Genomic DNA, 18682 nt, shown 5'->3' with positions numbered 1-18682 from the left:
GCTAATTCCTTTCGGAGACCACGGCCTGAGCCTCGGCGAGGAGGCGGTGCAGCGCGGCGGCGAGGCCATCGCCGCCGAGCGCCGCGAGCACGCCGGGCACCAGCCCGGCGAGCGAGACGTTGATGAGGACTTCCGGCGTCGCCGCCGCGCCCATGGCCTTGGCGACGGTGGCCAGCTTCGCGGCGAGATCGGCGTAGGACACGCGGTGCTCGCCGTGACCGAAGGCGAACGCGTCTGGGGCGACAACGGCGGCCGAGGCGATCAGGTCGGGCAGATCGGCGATCGTGGCTGTCGGCGCTGCCGAGGGGCGCTGCTCGTCGTCGGTGCGGATGTCGATGGAGCGGATCGCGACGGTCGGGTCCGCAGCCACGGCGGTGAGCACCAGCAGCAGCCGTTCGGCGTACCGCTCGACGGTCGATCTGTCGAAAATGTCCGTCGCGTAACCGAATCGGAGCGCGAGCCCGGATCGCGCACCGGCGCTGTCGAAGCGCTCGATACCGGTGAGCTGTAGGTCGAACTTCGCCTCGTCGGGCGCGGGGTCGAGGACTTCGACCGCGAGGCCGGGCAGTTCGACGCGGCCGGCTGGCATGTTCTGGAAGGTGAACATCACCTGGAACAGCGGCGTGTAGGCACTGGATCTGGTGCGGCCCATGGCTTCGACCACCTGATCGAAGGGCACGTCCGCGTGCGAGAGCGCGGCCAGATCGCGATCCCTGGCCTGACGCAGTAGATCGGCGAAGCCGGAGCGCGGGTCGATCTCGGTGCGCAGCGCGACGGTGTTGACGAACATGCCGATCAGGTCGTCGAGTTCGGCCGCGCCGCGCCCGGCCACCGGTGCGCCGATGGTGATGTCGGAAGCGCCGGACAGCTTGGCGAGCAGCACCGCGAGCGCGCTGTGCATCAGGGTGAACAGCGTGGTGCCGTGCTCGCGCGCGATCAGCTCGAGTTTCGCGGTCAGCTCGGCATCGATCTCGAAATCGACAGCCGCGCCGCGCATATCGCGGTGCGCCGGGCGTGGGCGATCGGTCGGCAGCGCCAAGACTTCGGGCGCGCCCGCCAATTCCGTTGTCCAGTGGTCGAGTTGCCGTGCGTGCAATGAGTCGGGGTCGTCGGCAGCGCCGAGCATGGCGTGTTGCCATTCGCTGTAGTCGCCGTACTGGATCTCGAGTGGGGCCCAGCCGGGCGCACGGCCCGCCGCGCGATCGACGTAGGCGCGAACCAGGTCCCTGGTCAGCGGTGCGATGGAGTAGCCGTCGGCGCAGATGTGGTGCATGACTACCACGAGGACGTGCTCGTCGGCGGCCGGTGTGAACAGTGCGGCACGGACCGGAGGCGCGGCGGTCACGTCGAACCCGACGGCGACGAATTCGGCGATGCGGGTGTCGACCTCGTTGGGCGGCACGGGAATCGGCGTCAGGTCGAAAGCCACCGCGGCGGCGTCCAACACGTCCTGCACCGGACCTTCCGGTAGGTCCGGATAGCGGGTGCGCAGCGCCTCGTGCCGCGCACGGACATCCCGCGCGGCCGCCGTCAGCGCGTCGTGGTTCAGTGCGCCGGTGAGCCGGATGGCCGCGGGGATGTTGTACGCGGCCGAGTCCGGCGCGAGCCGGTTCACCACCCACATGCGCTGCTGCGCCGGAGCGAGCCGGGTCGGGCGGATGGGGTCGCGCCGCACGAGAGCGGGTCGCGCCTCGGCGTCGTCCAGATCGGCGAGCCGCAGGGCGAGCCCGGCCACCGTCGGCTCCTCGAACACCGCGGCGACCGGCACCCGCACGCCGAGTTCGGCGCCGAGCCTGGCCGCCAGCCGCGTCGCGAGCAGGGAATTGCCACCGAGGGCGAAGAAGTCGGTGTCGGCGCCGACCCGGCTCGCCTCGGGTTCGTGCGCGCCGTCGATTACCTCGGCGAAGGTGGCGGCGACCAGTCGCTCCAAGTCGGTGGCCGGTGCGCGGAAGGTCGCCTCGGCGAACACCGGCTCGGGCAGCTTCGCCCGATCGACCTTGCCATTGACGTTGAGCGGCAACGCATCCAGCACGACGATGGCGGCGGGCACCATGTACGTCGGTAGCCGCGTCGCGAGCGTCGCCCGCAGGTCCGCGGCGGACGCGGCATGCCCGGTTCCCAGGACGACGTACGCGACCAGCCGCGCACCCGCCCGCTCGTCCGCCTTGGCGACGGCCACCGCGGCCCGCACCTCGGGCAGGCGCAGCAGCGCCGTCTCGACCTCGCCGAGCTCGATGCGGAAGCCGCCGATCTTGACCTGGAAATCGGCGCGCTCCAGGTATTCGAGCTCGCCGTCGGCGCGCCACCGGACGATGTCGCCGGTGCGGTACATCCGCGACACCCCGCCCGCGAACGGGTCGGCCACGAAGCGATCCGCCGTCAGTCCGGGCCTGCTCTGGTAGCCGCGCGCCAATTGCGCGCCCGCCAAATACAATTCGCCCGCGACGCCGACCGGGACCGGCTGGAGTCTGCCGTCCAGCACGTAAACCCGGCTGTTCCAGGCGGGCGCGCCGATCGGCACCGCACGGCTCGGTATGTCGACCACCTCGTGCGCGGTGATCGAGACCGCCGCCTCGGTCGGTCCGTAGAGGTTGTACAGCCGCGCGCCTGCCGCCCGCTCGAGGAACTCGGCCGCGGTCGCGGGCGGCAGCGCCTCGCCGATGGCGAGTACCTGCCGCAACCCGGCGGGCAGCGGGTCGTCCGGTGCCGCGGCGAGCAGCATGCCGACCAGGGACGGCACCGCGTACAGCACCGTCACGCCATGCCGCGCCATCAGCGCGCGCAGCCGGTCCGGATCGCGTTCGTCGCCGGGCCGGGTCACCACCAGCGCGCCACCGGTGACCAGCGGTGACCAGAACTCCCACACCGAGAGGTCGAAGGTCGCGGGCGTCTTCAGCAAAGTGCGGTCGGCCGGGCCGAGCGCGAAACGCGCACGCAGCCAACTCAACTGGTTGACGATCGCGGCGTGCGGGACGGTGACGCCCTTCGGCCGCCCGGTCGAGCCGGAGGTGAAGACGACGTAGGCCGGGTGCTCCGGGCGCAGCGGCCGAATCCGCTCGCCGTCCGTGATCGGCGCCGCCGACCGGTGCGCCGCCTCGAGCCAGTCCACCTCGAGCACGCGCACCGGAGTCTCGATCGGCATGCCGTCGGCCACCGTGGTGAGCGCGCAGACCGGAGCGGCGGTGTCGACGATGTAGGCGATGCGATCGGCCGGATGATCCGGATCGACCGGCACGTACGCGCCACCGGCTCGCACCACCGCGTACATGGCGATCACCAGCTCGACGGACCGGCGCATGGCCAGCACCACGGTGCGCTCCGGGCCGACCCCGTGACCGATCAACGCCCGCGCCAGCCGGTTGACGCGGGCATCGAACTCCGCGTAGCTCAACGACTTTCCGGAATCAGCATCGATCAACGCCGGAGCGTTCGGCGTCCGCGCCGCCTGCCGGTCCACCAGGTCGGCGAGTGTCACCGGCTCGACCGGATGGGCTGTGGCGTTCCACTCCCCCAGCACACGCACACGCTCGTCACCGAGCAGATCCAGGTCACCGACCAGCATGTCGGGCTGTGCGACAACGGATTCCAGTACATCCACCAGTCGGCTGATCACCCGCTCGGCGGTGCCGGACTCGAACAGATCGGTCGCGTAGCCGAGAGTCAGCTCGATGCCCTCCGGCGTGCCGTCGGCGGCGTAGCGGTCGACGGCGAACAGGTGCAGATCGAATTGCGCGACGCCGTTGTCGAATTCGAGCTCGCACACGGTGAGGCCGGGCAGCCGCAGTTCGCCGCGCTCGTGATTCTGGAACGAGTAGCCGACCTGGAACAGCGGATGCCGCGCGGTGGAGCGGTTCGGCTCGAGCACCTCGACCAGCCGCTCGAACGGGGCGTCGGCGTGCGAGAAAGCGGCGATGTCGGCGGCGCGGGCGTGCCCGAGCAACTCGGCGAAGGGCTGTGCGCCCTCGACGCGGGTGCGCAGCACCAGGGTGTTGACGAACATGCCGATCACGTCGTCCAGTTCGGCCTCGCCACGCCCGGCGATCGGGGTGCCGACGGCGATGTCGCCGGTGCCGGACAACCGGGCGAGCAGCGCGGCGAACGCGGCGTGCACGACCATGAACAGCGTCGCACCGTGCGCGCGGCCGAGACCGATCAGCTGCTCGTGCAGCCGCGGCGGCACCGGCCGGGTCGTCTTCGCACCGCGCAGACTCTGCCGCGCCGGGCGCGGATGGTCGGTGGGCAGCGCGAGCTGATCGGGCAGTCCGGCCAGCGCCTCGGTCCAGTAGGCGATCTGCTCGGCGGCGCGGGAGTCCGGATCGTCCTCCGCGCCGAGCAGTTCCCGCTGCCAGAGCGCGTAGTCGGCGTACTGCACCGCCAGCGGCGACCAGGACGGCGCTCGGTCGTCGAGGCGGGCGGTGTAAGCCGTCATCAGATCGCGCACGAACGGCGCGATCGAGGATCCGTCGGCGGCGATGTGGTGCAGCACGCCCGCAAGCACGAAATCGCCGGTGCCGACGCGGAACAACCGCATGCGCACGGGGATCTCGGCAGTGACGTCGAAGGCGGTGCTCGCCAACTCCCGAACACGCTGCGGCAATTCGGCTTCGGCGACATCGACGGAATACAGCGCCGGAACCGCTTGCGCCGCAGAGAGAATGCGCTGCGACGGCACGCCGTCCAGCTCGGGATAGGTGGTGCGCAGCGATTCGTGTCTGCCGATGACATCGGCCAGCGCCGATTGGAGCGCGGGTACGTCCACGTCGCCGGTCAGCCGCAGTGCCAGCGGGATGTTGTAGGCGACGGACGCGCCGTCGAAGCGGTTCAGGAACCACATCCGCCGCTGCGCGGGCGAGAGCGGCAGCGTCTCCGGTCGCGCACCGGCCACCAGCGGCGGCCGCGCGGTTCCGGCCTCGCCCGCGGTGACGGTCGCGGCGAGTTCGGCGACCCGCGGCGCCTCGAACAGCGCGCGCACGCCGACCGGCCTGCCCAGCGCGGCGCCGATGCGGGCGGCGGCCTTGGCGGCGAGCAGGGAGCTGCCGCCCAGGGCGAAGAAGTCGTCGTCGGCGCCGACCCTGCGCGCTTCGGCGGTCAGACCGAGCACGTCGGCGTACACACCGGCGACGATCTCCTCGACGACCGTAACCGGCTTGCGGTAGGTGGTCGACGCGAAGACCGGCGCGGGCAGCGCCGCGCGATCGAGTTTCCCGTTGACCGTCAACGGGATTCGCTCCAGCGTGACGATCGCGGCGGGCACCATGTGTTCGGGCAGCGTCCGCGCCAGCTCTCCCCGCAGCGCGGCCGCGTCCACCGAGCCGTCGGCGACGACGTAGGCGACGATGCGCGCCTCGTCCACCAGATCGGTGCGCACCACCACCGCGGCCTCGCGGACCGCTCCGGTGTCCAGCACGGCCGCCTCGATCTCGCCCAGCTCGATACGGAAGCCGCGCAGGTTCACCTGCTGGTCGGCGCGGCCGAGGTATTCCAGGTCGCCCTCGGCCGTCCAGCGCGCCAGGTCGCCAGAGCGGTAGGCGAGCGAGCCGTCCGCGGCGTAGGGGTCGGCGACGAAGCGGCTCGCGGTGAGCGCGGGCCTGCCGAGATAGGCGCGGGCGAGCTGGCCGCCGGAGACGTAGATCTCGCCGGGGACACCCACCGGAACCGGCCGCAGCCGCGCGTCGAGCACCCGCACCGCGAGGCCGGGAATCGCACCGCCGATGACGCTCGCCGAGCCCGCGCCCGGCTCGATCGGACGGTACGACACGTGCACCGTGGTCTCGGTGATGCCGTACATGTTCACCAGGCGCGGCCCGTCGGGATACCGCGCGAACCAGCCGGCGAGCCGCTGCGGCTCCAGCGCCTCACCGCCGAAAACGACGTGGCGCAAGGCGAATTCGGCGGGCTCGACCGCGGCGTCGGCGGCGATGAGCTGGTAGAAGGCCGACGGTGTCTGGTTCAGCACCGTCACCTTGCGCTCGACGAGCAGGCGGCGGAACTGTTCCGGCGACCGCGAGGTGAAGTAGTCCACCACCACGAGTTCGCCGCCGTACAGCAGCGCGCCCCACAGCTCCCACACCGAGAAGTCGAAGGCATAGGAGTGGAACATCGTCCACACGTCCGAAGGCCCGAACTCGAAGTGGCGCCGGGTGTTGTCCAGCAGCCGCAACACATTGCGGTGCGGGACGACGACACACTTGGGGCGGCCGGTGGACCCGGAGGTGTAGATGACGTAAGCGGTCTGCGCCGGGTGCAGTGGCGCGCGGCGGTCGGCGTCGGTCAGCGGCTCGGCGCTCACCGACTCGAGGTCCGCGTCCACGTCCAGCACCGGGCCGCCGAACCAGTCGGGCGGCAGGCCCGTCGTCGCGGAGCCGACGGCGCAGATCGGGCGCGCGTCGTCGATCATGTACTCGATGCGGTCGGCCGGGTAGTCGGGATCGACCGGCAGGTAGGCGCCGCCCGCCTCCAGGACGGCCAGCAGCGCGACGACCAGCTCGACGGAACGCGGAAGTGCCACCGCCACCAGGCTTTCCGGACCCACACCCGCGGCGATCAGCCGCCGGGCCAGCCTGTTCGCCTTGGCGGACAGCTCACCGTAGGTCAGCGTGTCCTCGCCCGCACGCACGGCGACGGCCGCCGGGTCGAGCGCAGCGGCGCGGCGGAAGCGGTCCACCAGCGTCTCGCCGGCCGCCGCCAGATCGGGTCCGGTACTTGCCCATTCGACCAGCGCCCGCCGCTGCTCCTCCGCGGAGAGCAGCTGGATGTCGCCGACCACCACCGTCGCGTCGGCGGCGACCGCGGCGAGCACCTGGGTGAACCGGCGGGCCAGCACCGCGACCGTGTCCGGCTCGAAAAGGTCGGTGGCGTAGGTGATCTCGATGTCGATGCCATCGGCGCGGCCGTCCGCGTCGTCGGCGGCGAGCACGGTGAACTGGAGGTCGAACTCGGCCGCGACCGCGTCCAGCTCGACCGGACGCACCCGAAGCCCGGCGAGCTCGAGCGCGGGAACGGTGAAGTTCTGCATGGTGAGCGCCACCTGGAACAGCGGGTGGCGGTTGCGCGCCCGATTCGGGGCGACCAGCTCGACCAGCCGCTCGAAGGGCAGGTCGGCGTGCGCGAGCGCCTCCAGGTCGCGCGACCTGACCTCGTCCAGGACGGTCTCGAACCGCGCGCGCGGATCGATGCGGCTGCGCAGCACCAGGGTGTTGACGAACATGCCGACCAAGCCGTCGAGTTCGGCCTCGCCGCGCCCGGCGACCGGGGTGCCGATGGCGATGTCCGCGCTGCCCGACAGCCGGGCGAGCAGCACCGCGAGCGCCGCGTGCACCGTGCTGAACAGCGTCGTCTCCCGCTTGCGTGCCAGCTCGCGCAGTTCGCTGTGCAGGTCGGAGTCGATGCGCAGCCGGTGCGTCGCGCCGCGGTGGGTGGACACGGCCGGACGTTTGCGGTCGGCGGGCAACTCCAGCTGATCGGGCAGGTCGTCGAGGACGCGCCGCCAGAACTCCAGCTGGCGGTGCGCACGCGACTCGGGATCGTCGGCGTCGCCGAGGATTTCGGCCTGCCACAGGGTGTAGTCGGCATACTGCACGGGCAGCGGAGCCCACCCCGGCGCCTCGCCGTCGCGGCGGGCGGCATAGGCGGTCATCAGGTCGGTGGCCAGCGGGCCGAGCGAGAATCCGTCGGCCGAGATGTGGTGCAGCACGAGCAGCAGCACGTGTTCGGCCGTTTCGGTCCCGGTCAGCGCGAACAGGTGGGCGCGCAGCGGCGTCTCTTCGGTGAGGTCGAAAGCGACTGCGGCGCAGGCGGCGAGGCGTTCGGCCAGCGCCGACTCCGCCACCGCTTCGCGGCGCAGCACGGGCGTCCGGCGCGGCAGGATCACCTGTTCCGCGCCGTCCGGCCCGGCCGGGTAGACGGTGCGCAGCGCCTCGTGCCGTTCGACGACATCGCCGAGCGCCGCGGTGAGCGCCTCGACATCGAGGTCACCGTCGAGCCGGAGCGCGACCGGAATGTTGCTCACCGCGTCACCCGGCCCGTCGGCGTCGGCGAGGAAGCGGTTCAGAAACCAGATCCGCTGCTGCGCGGGCGAGAGCGGCAACCGCTCCGGCCGCGGCCGCGCGGTGAGCGCCGGACGCCCGCCGCGGCCGCGCAGCGCTTCGGCTCGCGGCGCGAGGGTCAGCACGGTGGGCGCGTCGAAGAGCAGCCGGACCGGCAGCTGGGTGTCCAGCGCGGCGCCGAGCCTGGCGACCACCCTGGTCGCGGTGAGCGAATTGCCGCCGAGCGTGAAGAAGTCGTCGTCGAGACCGACGCGCGGTACGCCGAGCACATCGGCGAAGACGCGCGCGACGATCTGCTGCGCGGGCGTCTCCGGCGCGCGGAAGGCCGCCGCCTCGAACACCGGCGCGGGCAGCGCCTTGCGGTCGAGCTTGCCGGAGGCGTTGAGCGGGAACTCGTCCATCGGAACGAAGGCCGACGGGATCATGTAGGCCGGAATACGCTGCGCCAATGCGGCTTTGATCGTGTCGGCGTCGATGACGGACGAGCTGATCAGGTAGGCGACGAGCTGGATCTCGTCGCGCACCACGACCACGGCCTGGTCGACCTCCGGCAACGCGGTCAGCGCGGCCTCGATCTCGCCGAGCTCGATACGCAGCCCGCGCAGCTTGACCTGGAAATCGGTGCGGCCCAGGTATTCCAGCTCCCCGTGCTCAGGCTGACCCGTCGACCGGCCGCCCATCGAATCGCCTCGCGATGCGGGCACCCATCGGACGAGATCGCCGGTGCGGTACATGCGCTCGGCGCACGCGAACGGGTTGGCCACGAACCGATCCGCCGTCAGGTCGGGCCGCCCCACGTAGCCGCGCGCCAGCTGCGCGCCCGCGAGGTACAGCTCGCCCGGCACGCCAACCGGGACGGGACGCAGTCGCGAATCCAGCACGTAGACGCGGGTATTGGCCACCGGAACGCCGATCGGCACACTGTCGGTGTCCGTGTCGACCACCTCGTGATAGGTGACGTCCACGGCCGCCTCGGTCGGCCCGTACAGGTTGTGCAGCCGGGCGCCGGTCAGCGTACGCAGCCGCTGCGCGGGTCCCGGCGGCAGCGCCTCGCCGGAGGCGAACACCATCCGCAGCGAATCGCACCGCGCCACTTCGGGTTCCGCGACGAACACCGCGAGCATCGACGGCACGAAGTGCGCCACCGACACCCGCTCCCGACGTATCACCTCGGCCATGTAGCGCGGGTCGCGATGGCCGTCCGGGCGCGCCACCGCCAATCTGGCGCCGATCTGCGAGGGCCAGAACAACTCCCACACCGAGACATCGAATGTCGCGGGCGTCTTCTGGAGGACGACGTCCTCGGCCGTGAGTTCGTACTCGGCTTGCATCCACAGCAGCCGGTTGACGATCGCCGCGTGCGACACCGCGACGCCCTTGGGCTCGCCGGTCGACCCCGAGGTGAACAGGACGTAGGCCGCGTTGGCCGGGACGAGCGCGCCGAGCCGGTCGGCGTCGGTCAGCGGGGCGTCGGAATAGTCGGTGAAGTCGAACCGGTCGACGTCCAGCACCGCCCATTCCCGCGAACCGCCCTCGAACGAAGTGAGATCCAGTCCGTCGTCCGTGCGGCTGAGCACACACACCGGCCGCGCCCCGCGTAGCACGTGTTGGATGCGCTCGGCCGGATGATCCGGGTCCACCGGGACGTAGGCGCCACCCGCGGTCAGCACGGCGTACATGGCGACGACCATGTCCAGCGAGCGGCGCATGCCAATCGCGACGGTCGTCTCGGGGCCGACGCCGATGGATACCAGCAGCCGAGCCAGGCGGTTGACCCGGCCCGCGAACTCGGAATAGGTGAGCGAGTAGCGACTCGCCGAGGGGTGGTGGTCGGGCGACGGATCAGCGAGCGTCGCGTACCGATTCGATGCCCGGTGGTCGCCCTGCAACGGGTGGGACAGCGTCGGGTTGGAATTCGGTGCCGAGTGGTCCTCAGGCGACGCGTGGGCCAGCGCCGCGTAGCGATTCGGTGCCGGGTGATCATCCGGCGACGCGGTGGGCGGCGTCGCGTGGCGATTCGATGCCGGGTCGTCGTCCGGCGACGCGTAGGTCGGCGCCGCGTAGCGATTCGATGCCGCGTGGTCCTCCGACGCCGCGTTGGCCTGCGCCGCGTAGCGGCTCGATGCCGGGTCGTTGTCCGGCAACACGTTGGCCTGCGCGGCGTAGTGACTCGATGCCGCGTGGTGGCCGGGTGACGGAAGGACCGGCGTCTCCCCATCGAAACTCACCGCGACCGCGTCCGGCGTGCGCCGCACCTGCGCCTCGAACAGCGACACCAGCGTCGCGAACGGATCGAGGGCGCGCGCGGTGGCGTTCCACGTGCCGAGCAGCCGGGTGCGTTCGGCGGCCGACAACGTGTCGATGTCGCCGACGAGCACCCCGGTGTCGGCGCAGACCGCGTCGAGCACGCGCTGCAACCGGGCCGCGAACGAGGCGACGGTCTCGGCGTCGAAGAGGTCGGTCGCGTACTCGAAAGCGGCGTCGAGGCCGTCGGCCGCCTCGGCGAGGGTGAGCTGGAGGTCGAATTTCGCCGTGTGCGTGTCGATGTCGAGTCGGTCGACGCGCAGGCCCGCCAGCTCGACGGCGGCGCTCGCGGTGTTCTGGAAGTCCAGCATCACCTGGAACAGCGGGTGCCTGGCCGCCGCACGCTCGGGCTCGAGCGCCTCGACCAGCCGCTCGAACGGCACGTCGGCGTTGGCGAACGCGCGCAGGTCGCCGTCGCGCGCGGCCGCGACCAGCTCGGCGAAGCTGGCCTCGGGACGCACGTCGGCGCGCAGCACTAGGGTGTTGACGAACATGCCGACCAGCTCGTCGAGCGCCTGCTCGCCGCGGCCTGCGACCGGCGTGCCGATCGCGATGTCGCGCTGACCGGATAGCTTCGCCAGCGTCGCGGCGAAGGCCGCGTGCAGCACCATGAACAGCGAGGCGTTGGCGGACTCGGCGATCTCGCGCAGGCGGCGGTGGGTCGCGGCGGAGATGTGGAAGGTGTGCCGAGCGCCGCGCCCAGAAGCGGCGGCGGGGCGCGGCCGGTCGGCGGGCAGGGCGAGGAGATCCGGCAGGTCGGCCAGTTCGGCGGACCAGAAGCGCAGCTGCTCGGCCAGCAGCGAGCCGGGATCGTCCGCCGAGCCAAGGGTTCGGCGCTGCCACAGCGTGTAGTCGGCGTACTGCACCGGGAGAGGCGACCACTCCGGCGCGAGGCTGTCGCGGCGAGCGGCGTACGCGCGCAACAGGTCTCGCGTGAAGGGCGCGATGGACCAGCCGTCGGCGGCGATGTGATGCATGGCGACGACGAGCACGTGCTCGTCATCGGAGCGCCGCAACAGTGTCAGCCGCACCGGCGGCGCTTGGGTCACCACGAAAGGCGTTGCGGCCAGAGCATGTACCCGTTCGAGCAGGTCACCGGCTTCCTCGTCGATCGCCAAGACGGGGCCTCGCTCGGCGGGCAGCACCTCTTGCCGAGCGATGCCGTCGACGGCCGGGTACCTGGTCCGCAACGCCTCGTGTCTGGCGACGACATCGCCGACGGCTGCGGCCAGCGCCGCCCGGTCCAGCGGGCCGGTCAGGCGCACCGCGGCGGTCAGATTGTTCGCGGTGGACGCCGCGTCGAACTGATTCAGGAACCACATGCGCTGCTGCGCGTAGGAGAGCGGCACGAGATCGGGGCGCTCGACGGCGACCAGCGGATGACGGGTGCGTGCGGTCTGCGCGTCGGCGAGCGCGGCGGCCAGCGCGGCCACGGTGGGGTGTTCGAAGAGCAGCCGGACCGGCACGTCGACTTCGGCGCGTGCGGCGAGGCGCGCCGCGATTCGAGTGGCTACCAACGAGTTTCCGCCAACGGCGAAGAAGTCGTCGTCCAGGCCGACGCGATCGAGTTCGAGCACTTCGGCGAACACCTCGGCCACCGCGCGTTCGGCCGCGGTAACTGGAGCGCGGAATTCCTTGGCCGCCAATACCGGATCGGGCAGCGCCTTGCGATCCAGCTTGCCCGAGGGGGTTAGCGGCATGGCCGTCAGCGCGACGTAAGCGGTCGGCACCATGTAGGACGGCAGCGTCGCGCGCAGCCTGCTCGTCAACGCCGCGGCCACCTCGTCCTCCGGGAGGTCGGTCACCACGTACGCCACCAGCAGCTCACCGGCCGGATGGGCGAAGACCCGCACCGCGGCGGCCCGCACATCCGCGGCTGCGAGCAGTGCGGCCTCGATCTCGCCGAGTTCGATTCGCTGGCCGCGCAGCTTCACCTGGAAGTCGCTGCGCCCCAGGTACTCCAGCTGCCCGTTCCGGTTGCGCCGCACCAGATCTCCGGTGCGGTACATCCGCGCGCTCGCGGGTCCGTACGGATTGGCGACGAACCGTTCGGCGCTGAGCTCGGCGCGGCCGTGGTAACCGCGCGCGACCTGTACCCCCGACAGATACAGCTCGCCGACAACAGTTTCCGGCACCGGGCGCAGCCGACCGTCGAGCACCAGCACCTGACTAGCGCGCACCGGCCGCCCGATCGGGGTCGGGCCCGCCGTCGCGACGACCGGCGCGTGCGTCGCATGCACGGTGAATTCCGTTGGGCCGTAGAGATTGTGTAGTTCGGCGTGACTGACGGCAGCGAATGCCGCCACGGCCTCGCCGGTCATCGCCTCGCCCGCGACCAGGACGGTGCGCAGGGAGGCGAGGGAGGCGGCGGGCGCGGCGGATGCGAACACCGTGAGCATCGAGGGGACGAAGGAGGTCATCGTGACGCCGTGCGCGGCGATGGTCGACGCGAGGTAGGCGCTGTCGCGGTGCCCGTCGTGTTCCGCGACCACCAGCCGGGCGCCGCTCGTCAACGGCGCGAACAGCTCCCAGACCGAGACGTCGAAGGTCGCCGGTGTCTTGAACAGCACGACGTCGTCGGGGCCGACGCCGTATTCGCCGACGATCCAGCGGATCTGGTTGGCCATCGAGCCGTGCTGCACCGCAACGCCTTTCGGGCGTCCGGTAGAGCCGGAAGTGAAGATCACGTAGGCGGTGTTGGCGGCGCGCAGCGGTCGCCTGCGTTCACCGTCGAGCACCGGAGAGTCCGCGTATGCCGTCAGGTCGAGCGCGTCCACCTCGATGACCGGGACATCGTCGGACGCCCAACCGTCGACGGATCGGGTCAGCACGCACGCCGGACGGGCGGCGGCCAGCACGTGGGCGATCCGCGCCGCCGGTTGATCCGGATCGACCGGGACGTACCCGCCGCCCGCCGTCAGCACCGCGTAGGCGGCGATGACGAAGTCGGCACTACGCCGCATGCCCAGCACGACCAGCGTCTCCGGGCCGACACCGGCGTCGATGAGGTGTCGGGCCAACCGATGCACCCTGGCCGCGAATTCCGCGTAGGTGAGGGTGCGCTCGCCGTCGATCACCGCGACGGCGGTGGGACTGTGGCTGACCTGCGCTTCGAAACCCGCGAGCACGGTTTCCCCCGCGGTGAGCTCCGCGAGCGCGGAGACCGGGACCGCCGAACCCAGCGCCCACGACGAGCCTCGCTCCGCCGACAAGCCCCGCCCCGCCGACGAGTCCAGCTCGCCGAACGAACCCAACGCTGCCGACGACCTCGGGTCCACCGGCGAACCCGGCGCGTCTGAACCCAGTTCCACCGGGAAGTCCTGCGCCACCGACGGATACGGCTCCACGGCCGTACCCAGCTCGATCGCCCACCGCAATTCGGCGGTGTCCAGCAGCGGCAGATCACCGACCGCGGTCTCCGGACTACTGGTCAGAGCTGCCAACACCCGCAGATACCACCGCGCGAAGTCCGCGACGGACGCCTCGTCGAACAGGTCTGTGGCGTAGGTGAATTCGGCCGGAACCCCCGCCGGTGCCGAACCTTCCCCGAGTCCGGCACCGGCGAAGCCTGCGGTGACCGTGAGCTGGAGATCGAACTTGGTCACCCCGGTGTCCAGGGTACCGGTGCGCACCGACATTCCGGGGAGCGCGAACTCGATGTCGGCGGCATTGTCGACGGAGAGCAGCACTTGGAAGAGCGGATGCCTGGCCTGGGAGCGCGGCGGGTTCAGCGTCTCGACCAGTTGCTCGAACGGAACCTGCGCGTGGCCGAAGGCGGCGAGATCGACCGAGCGCACTCCGGCGAGCAACTCGGCGCCGGTCACCGCGGCGTCGACCCTGGTCCGCAGCACGAGCGTGTTGACGAACATGCCGATCAGGTCGTCGAGTTCGCGTTCGCCGCGTCCGGCCACGGGAGTGCCGATGACGATGTCCGCACTCCCCGACACCCGGGCGAGCAGTACCGCGAGCGCGGCGTGCAGCACCATGAATTCGGAGAGGCCGTTGGCGCGCGCGGTCGCGGTGACGCGCCCGGCGACCGCGGCGGGCACCTCGAAGCGGTACACCGCGCCGCGTCCGGTCGCGATCGCGGGACGCGGCCGGTCGGTGGGCAACTCCAGCAGATCTGGGGCATCGGCCAGCGCCTCGGTCCAGTAGGCCAGCTGACGGGCCAGCGGCGCGTCCGGGTCCGACGCCGCGCCCAGCGACTCCCGCTGCCACAGACCGTAGTCGGCGTACTGCACCGGGAGCGGCGCCCAGTCCGGAGCGGCGCCCGTCCGGCGGGCCCGGTACGCCGTCGCCACGTCGCGGGCCAGCACGCGTAGCGAAAGTCCGTCCGCGGCAATGTGATGCAACACGAGCGCCAGCGCGTAGCCGTCGGCGTCCACGGCGAACAGCCGGGCGCGCAGCGGGATCTCCCGCTCCAGGTCGAATCCGGTGGCGGCGAATCCGGCGAGTTCCGCGTCCAGTTCGTCCGCGCCGATCGGCTCGGCCGTCGCGAACACCTCGACCTCGTCGGCGGGCAGCACGATCTGCTCGGCTGGAACGCCGGACTCGTCGAGCACCGAGGGGAACACGGTGCGCAGCACCTCATGCCGCGCCATCACGTCGGACACAGCCAGCCGCAGCGCGGTGACGTCCACGTCGCCGCGCAGCCGCACCACGAACGGCATGTTGTAGTCGGCGGAGCGTTCGAATCGGTTCAGGAACCAGATCCGCTGCTGCGCGAGAGAAAGCGGAACCAGCGGCGGCCGCGGTACCACCCGCAGCAGGCGGGGCGCGGACGCGCCGCCGGTTCCGCCCGCCCGCTCGATCAGTTCGGCGAGATCGGTCACCGTGGTGGCGGTGAACAATTCGCGAACCCCGAGCGGGCAGCCCAAGTCGGCGGCCAGCCGGGCGGCCACCTGCGTGGCCACCAGGCTGTTGCCGCCGAGTGCGAAGAAGTCGTCGTCGCGGCCGACCGACTCGCGGCCGAGCACCTCGCCGAACACGCGGGCGACCGCCTGCTCGACCGGCGTGACCGGTGCGCGGTATGCGCCGGTGCCGCGCAGCGGCGCGGGCAACGCGCCGCGATCCAATTTGCCCGAGGCGTTGACCGGCAGGGCATCGAGCACCACGTAGGCCGCGGGCACCATGTAGCCGGGCAGTGCCGCGGCCGCCGCGGCGCGCAGCTGCTCGGGACGCACGGTGCCGGGCTCGGATTCGACCGCGTAGGCCACCAGCTGCTCGCCGGTGCCCGCGTCGTCGCGCACCACGACGACGGCGCGCACCACCGAGTCGACCGTGCCGAGCACGGCCTCGATCTCACCGAGCTCGATCCGCAGGCCGCGCAGCTTCACCTGGAAGTCGGTGCGGCCGAGGTATTCCAGCTCGCCGTTGGTGGTCCAGCGCACCAGATCGCCGGTGCGGTACATGCGCTCGCCCGGCGCGGCGGGGCCGTCCGGACCGGCGAACGGGTCGGCGAGGAAACGCTCGGCCGTCAGGCCGGGCCTGGCCACGTAACCCCGGGCGAGCTGTACCCCCGACAGATACAGCTCACCCGGAGCCCCGACCGGAACCGGCCGAAGCCGCGAGTCGAGCACATAGAGCCGGGTGTTGAACACCGGCGCGCCGATCGGCACCGAGAGGGTATCGGTATCGGTCACCTCGTGAAAGGTGACGTCCACCGCGGCTTCGGTGGGACCGTACAGGTTGTGCAGTCGGGCCCCCGTCAGCACCCGCAGTCGCTGGGCCAGCGACGCGGGCAAAGCCTCGCCGGACGCGAACACCGCGCGCAGCGTCGCCTCGCGCGCGATGTCCTGCTGCGCCAGAAAGGCTTCCAGCATCGACGGCACGAAATGCGCGACGCTGACGCGGTATTCGGCGATGACTTCCCGCAGGTAGGCCGGGTCCCGGTGTCCGTCGGGCTGTGCGAGCACCAGTTCGGCGCCGATCTGCAAGGGCCAGAAGAACTCCCACACCGACACGTCGAAGGTCGCGGGGGTCTTCTGCAACACCACGTCGGCGGGTGTCAGCCGGTAGGTCTCCTGCATCCACACCAGCCGGTTCACGATGGCGCCGTGGGTCACCAGGACGCCCTTGGGCTTGCCGGTGGAACCAGAGGTGAAGATCACATAAGCGGGGTGGTCCTTTCGCAGCGCCGCGATCCGTTCGCGCTCCCACACCGGGCCCTCCTGGTACCCGGCGAGGTCCAGGCGATCCAGCCGCACCGTCGGCGCGTCGAGCTCCAGGTCCTCGGCGCCGAGGACGCAGACGGGACGCGCGGTGGCAAGGATGTGCGAAGTCCGCTCGGCCGGATGATCCGGGTCGAGCGGCACATAGGCCGCGCCAGCGGTAAGCACCGCGTACATCGCGACGACGAGCTCCGGCGACCGGCGCAGGTGCAGCGCGACCAGGCTTTCCGGCCCGACACCGCGCTCGATGAGATACCTGGCCAGCCGGTTCACCCGGGCGGCCAGCTCACGGTAGGTCACGGTGCCTTCCGGCACGCCCGCGAAACGCAGCGCGACCGCGTCCGGAGTGCGGGCGACCTGCGCCTCGAACATCGACACCAGAGTCGCGGGGGAATGCGCCCCGGGGGCGTGGGCGGCGAGCAACGCGTCGACGTCGCAGCCGGTGGCGTTCCAAAGCCGGGTGCTCACCTCGACTTCCAGCTCGGTCGTCACGTCGATCGCGGCAAGCGGCGTGTCCAGGTCCGTGGCCACCAAGCGCTCCAGGTACTGGAGGAAGCGGGCGTGGTGGCGAGCCAGATCGTCGGCCGCGTAGAGGTTCGGGTTCGCCTCGAAGTCGACGTGCACGCGGTCGCGTTCGCCGTAGTAGACGTTCAGGCTCAGATCCTCCACCGGCCCGGTCGAGAGCACGTGGTACCGGCCGGTCGTGGTGCCGAGCGTGAGGTCGCTGCGGAACAGCATGATGTTGGCCAGCGGCCCGAACAGCGCGCGCCGGGCCGGGCGGCCGTCGTGTTCGGCGTCGCGGCGGATGTCCTCGTGCCGATACCGCTGGTGCCGCAGCGCCCCGGCGACCTCCACGCGGGTGGCGCGCAGCAGGTCGCCCCAGGTGGCGGCGCCCAACGTCATCCGCAGCGGCACGATATTGGAGAGCATGCCCGCCGAGCGCCGCATCGCGGCGGTGGTGCGCGCGGTGACCGGCAGACTCAGCACCACGTCGTCGCGGTCGGTCAGGCGGCCGAGGTAACCGGCGAAGGCCGCGAGCAGTACGACCGCGATCGTCGAATCCTGGCTCTCGGCAACCGCGTTCATTCGTTCGACCAACTCGTCGGGCAGTCCGCGTCCGACGATCAGGTTGCTCGCCGCACGCGGCGCGGTACGCGGGTCCAGGCTGGTCACGCCGTCCAACCCGGCAACCCGTTCGGCCCAGTGCGCGCGGTCGGTCTGGTAGCGCCCGCTCTCCCGGTAGGCGATCTCGCCCTCGACCAGCGCCTCCAGGCTGCCCGGCCGGATCGCTTCCGGCTCAGTGCCGAGGACCCGCGCGGTGTAGCGCTCGGCGACCCGCATGGTGTTGGTCAGCGCGCCGTAGCCGTCCAGCACGATGTGGTGGGCGCGCAGGTACCAGAAGTAGCGCCGGTCGGCGACTCGCAGCACCGCGCCTGCGAACAGCCGGTCGCGCACCAGGTCCACCGGTGCGCTGGCGTCGGCGCGCATCCACTCCGTCGCGGCGGCGATCGGATCGGCGTGCGAGCGGAAGTCGATCAGCGGAACCTCGATGGACAAATCGGGATCGACGCACTGGTACGGCGTGCCGCCTTCCTCGCCGAGCCGCACCAGCGTCGACCCGTAGTCGAGTGCCGCTTCGCGCGAAACCTCTTGCAGCAGAGCCGCGTCCAGCTCGCCATGGACGTCGACGTATTGCGCGACATTGATCGGGATCTCGGGCTCGAGCAGCTGCGCGTACCAGAGGCCGAGCTGCGCGGGAGCTAGCGAAAACGGTGTGGGGGACGGTGTATGGCTCGCCGCGTTCCCGTTCGGCCGCGCGCTGAACCCACCCAACTCCGTACCGTGCACCAGAGCCTCCTCGTTAGCGAAACAACAGCTGGCCGAGCGCTTTTGGGCAGCACGAATAGAGCGGCATGGTGCCGCCGTAAGGCGATTCGGCGAGAGCGCGGACGGTGACGGCGTCACCCCGCGAGATCCAACAATTGGTGAGACGAGATCGGCGGCCGGAGAGCCACCGGGCCTAACTCTTGATCGTTCCTCCAACTCCGCTGCCGGGGGGTCGGTCCACGCCCCCGGTGGTGTTTCCTACATCACACGGATGTCACCGCGCATTGCGAACATTAGGCGGTCAGGAAATAAAAAGGAACAAGTTCAGCTAAAAAA

General features: G+C 71.2%; 1 protein-coding gene. It reads right to left on the bottom strand.

Going from position 1 to position 18682, the window contains the following annotated elements:
* Position 1: 1 nt before the first annotated feature.
* On the bottom strand, positions 2-18367 hold the full coding sequence (locus NAM01S_RS36130) for a non-ribosomal peptide synthetase (protein ID WP_084482890.1): 18366 nt from the start codon (positions 18365-18367) through the stop codon (positions 2-4).
* Positions 18368-18682 lie beyond the last annotated feature (315 nt).

It is taken from the genome of Nocardia amikacinitolerans NBRC 108937 (assembly GCF_001612615.1).
In the GTDB taxonomy this organism is placed as follows: domain Bacteria; phylum Actinomycetota; class Actinomycetes; order Mycobacteriales; family Mycobacteriaceae; genus Nocardia; species Nocardia amikacinitolerans.
Note: the sequence above shows the minus strand (reverse complement) of the source record. Positions and strands in the feature narration are given on the sequence as shown.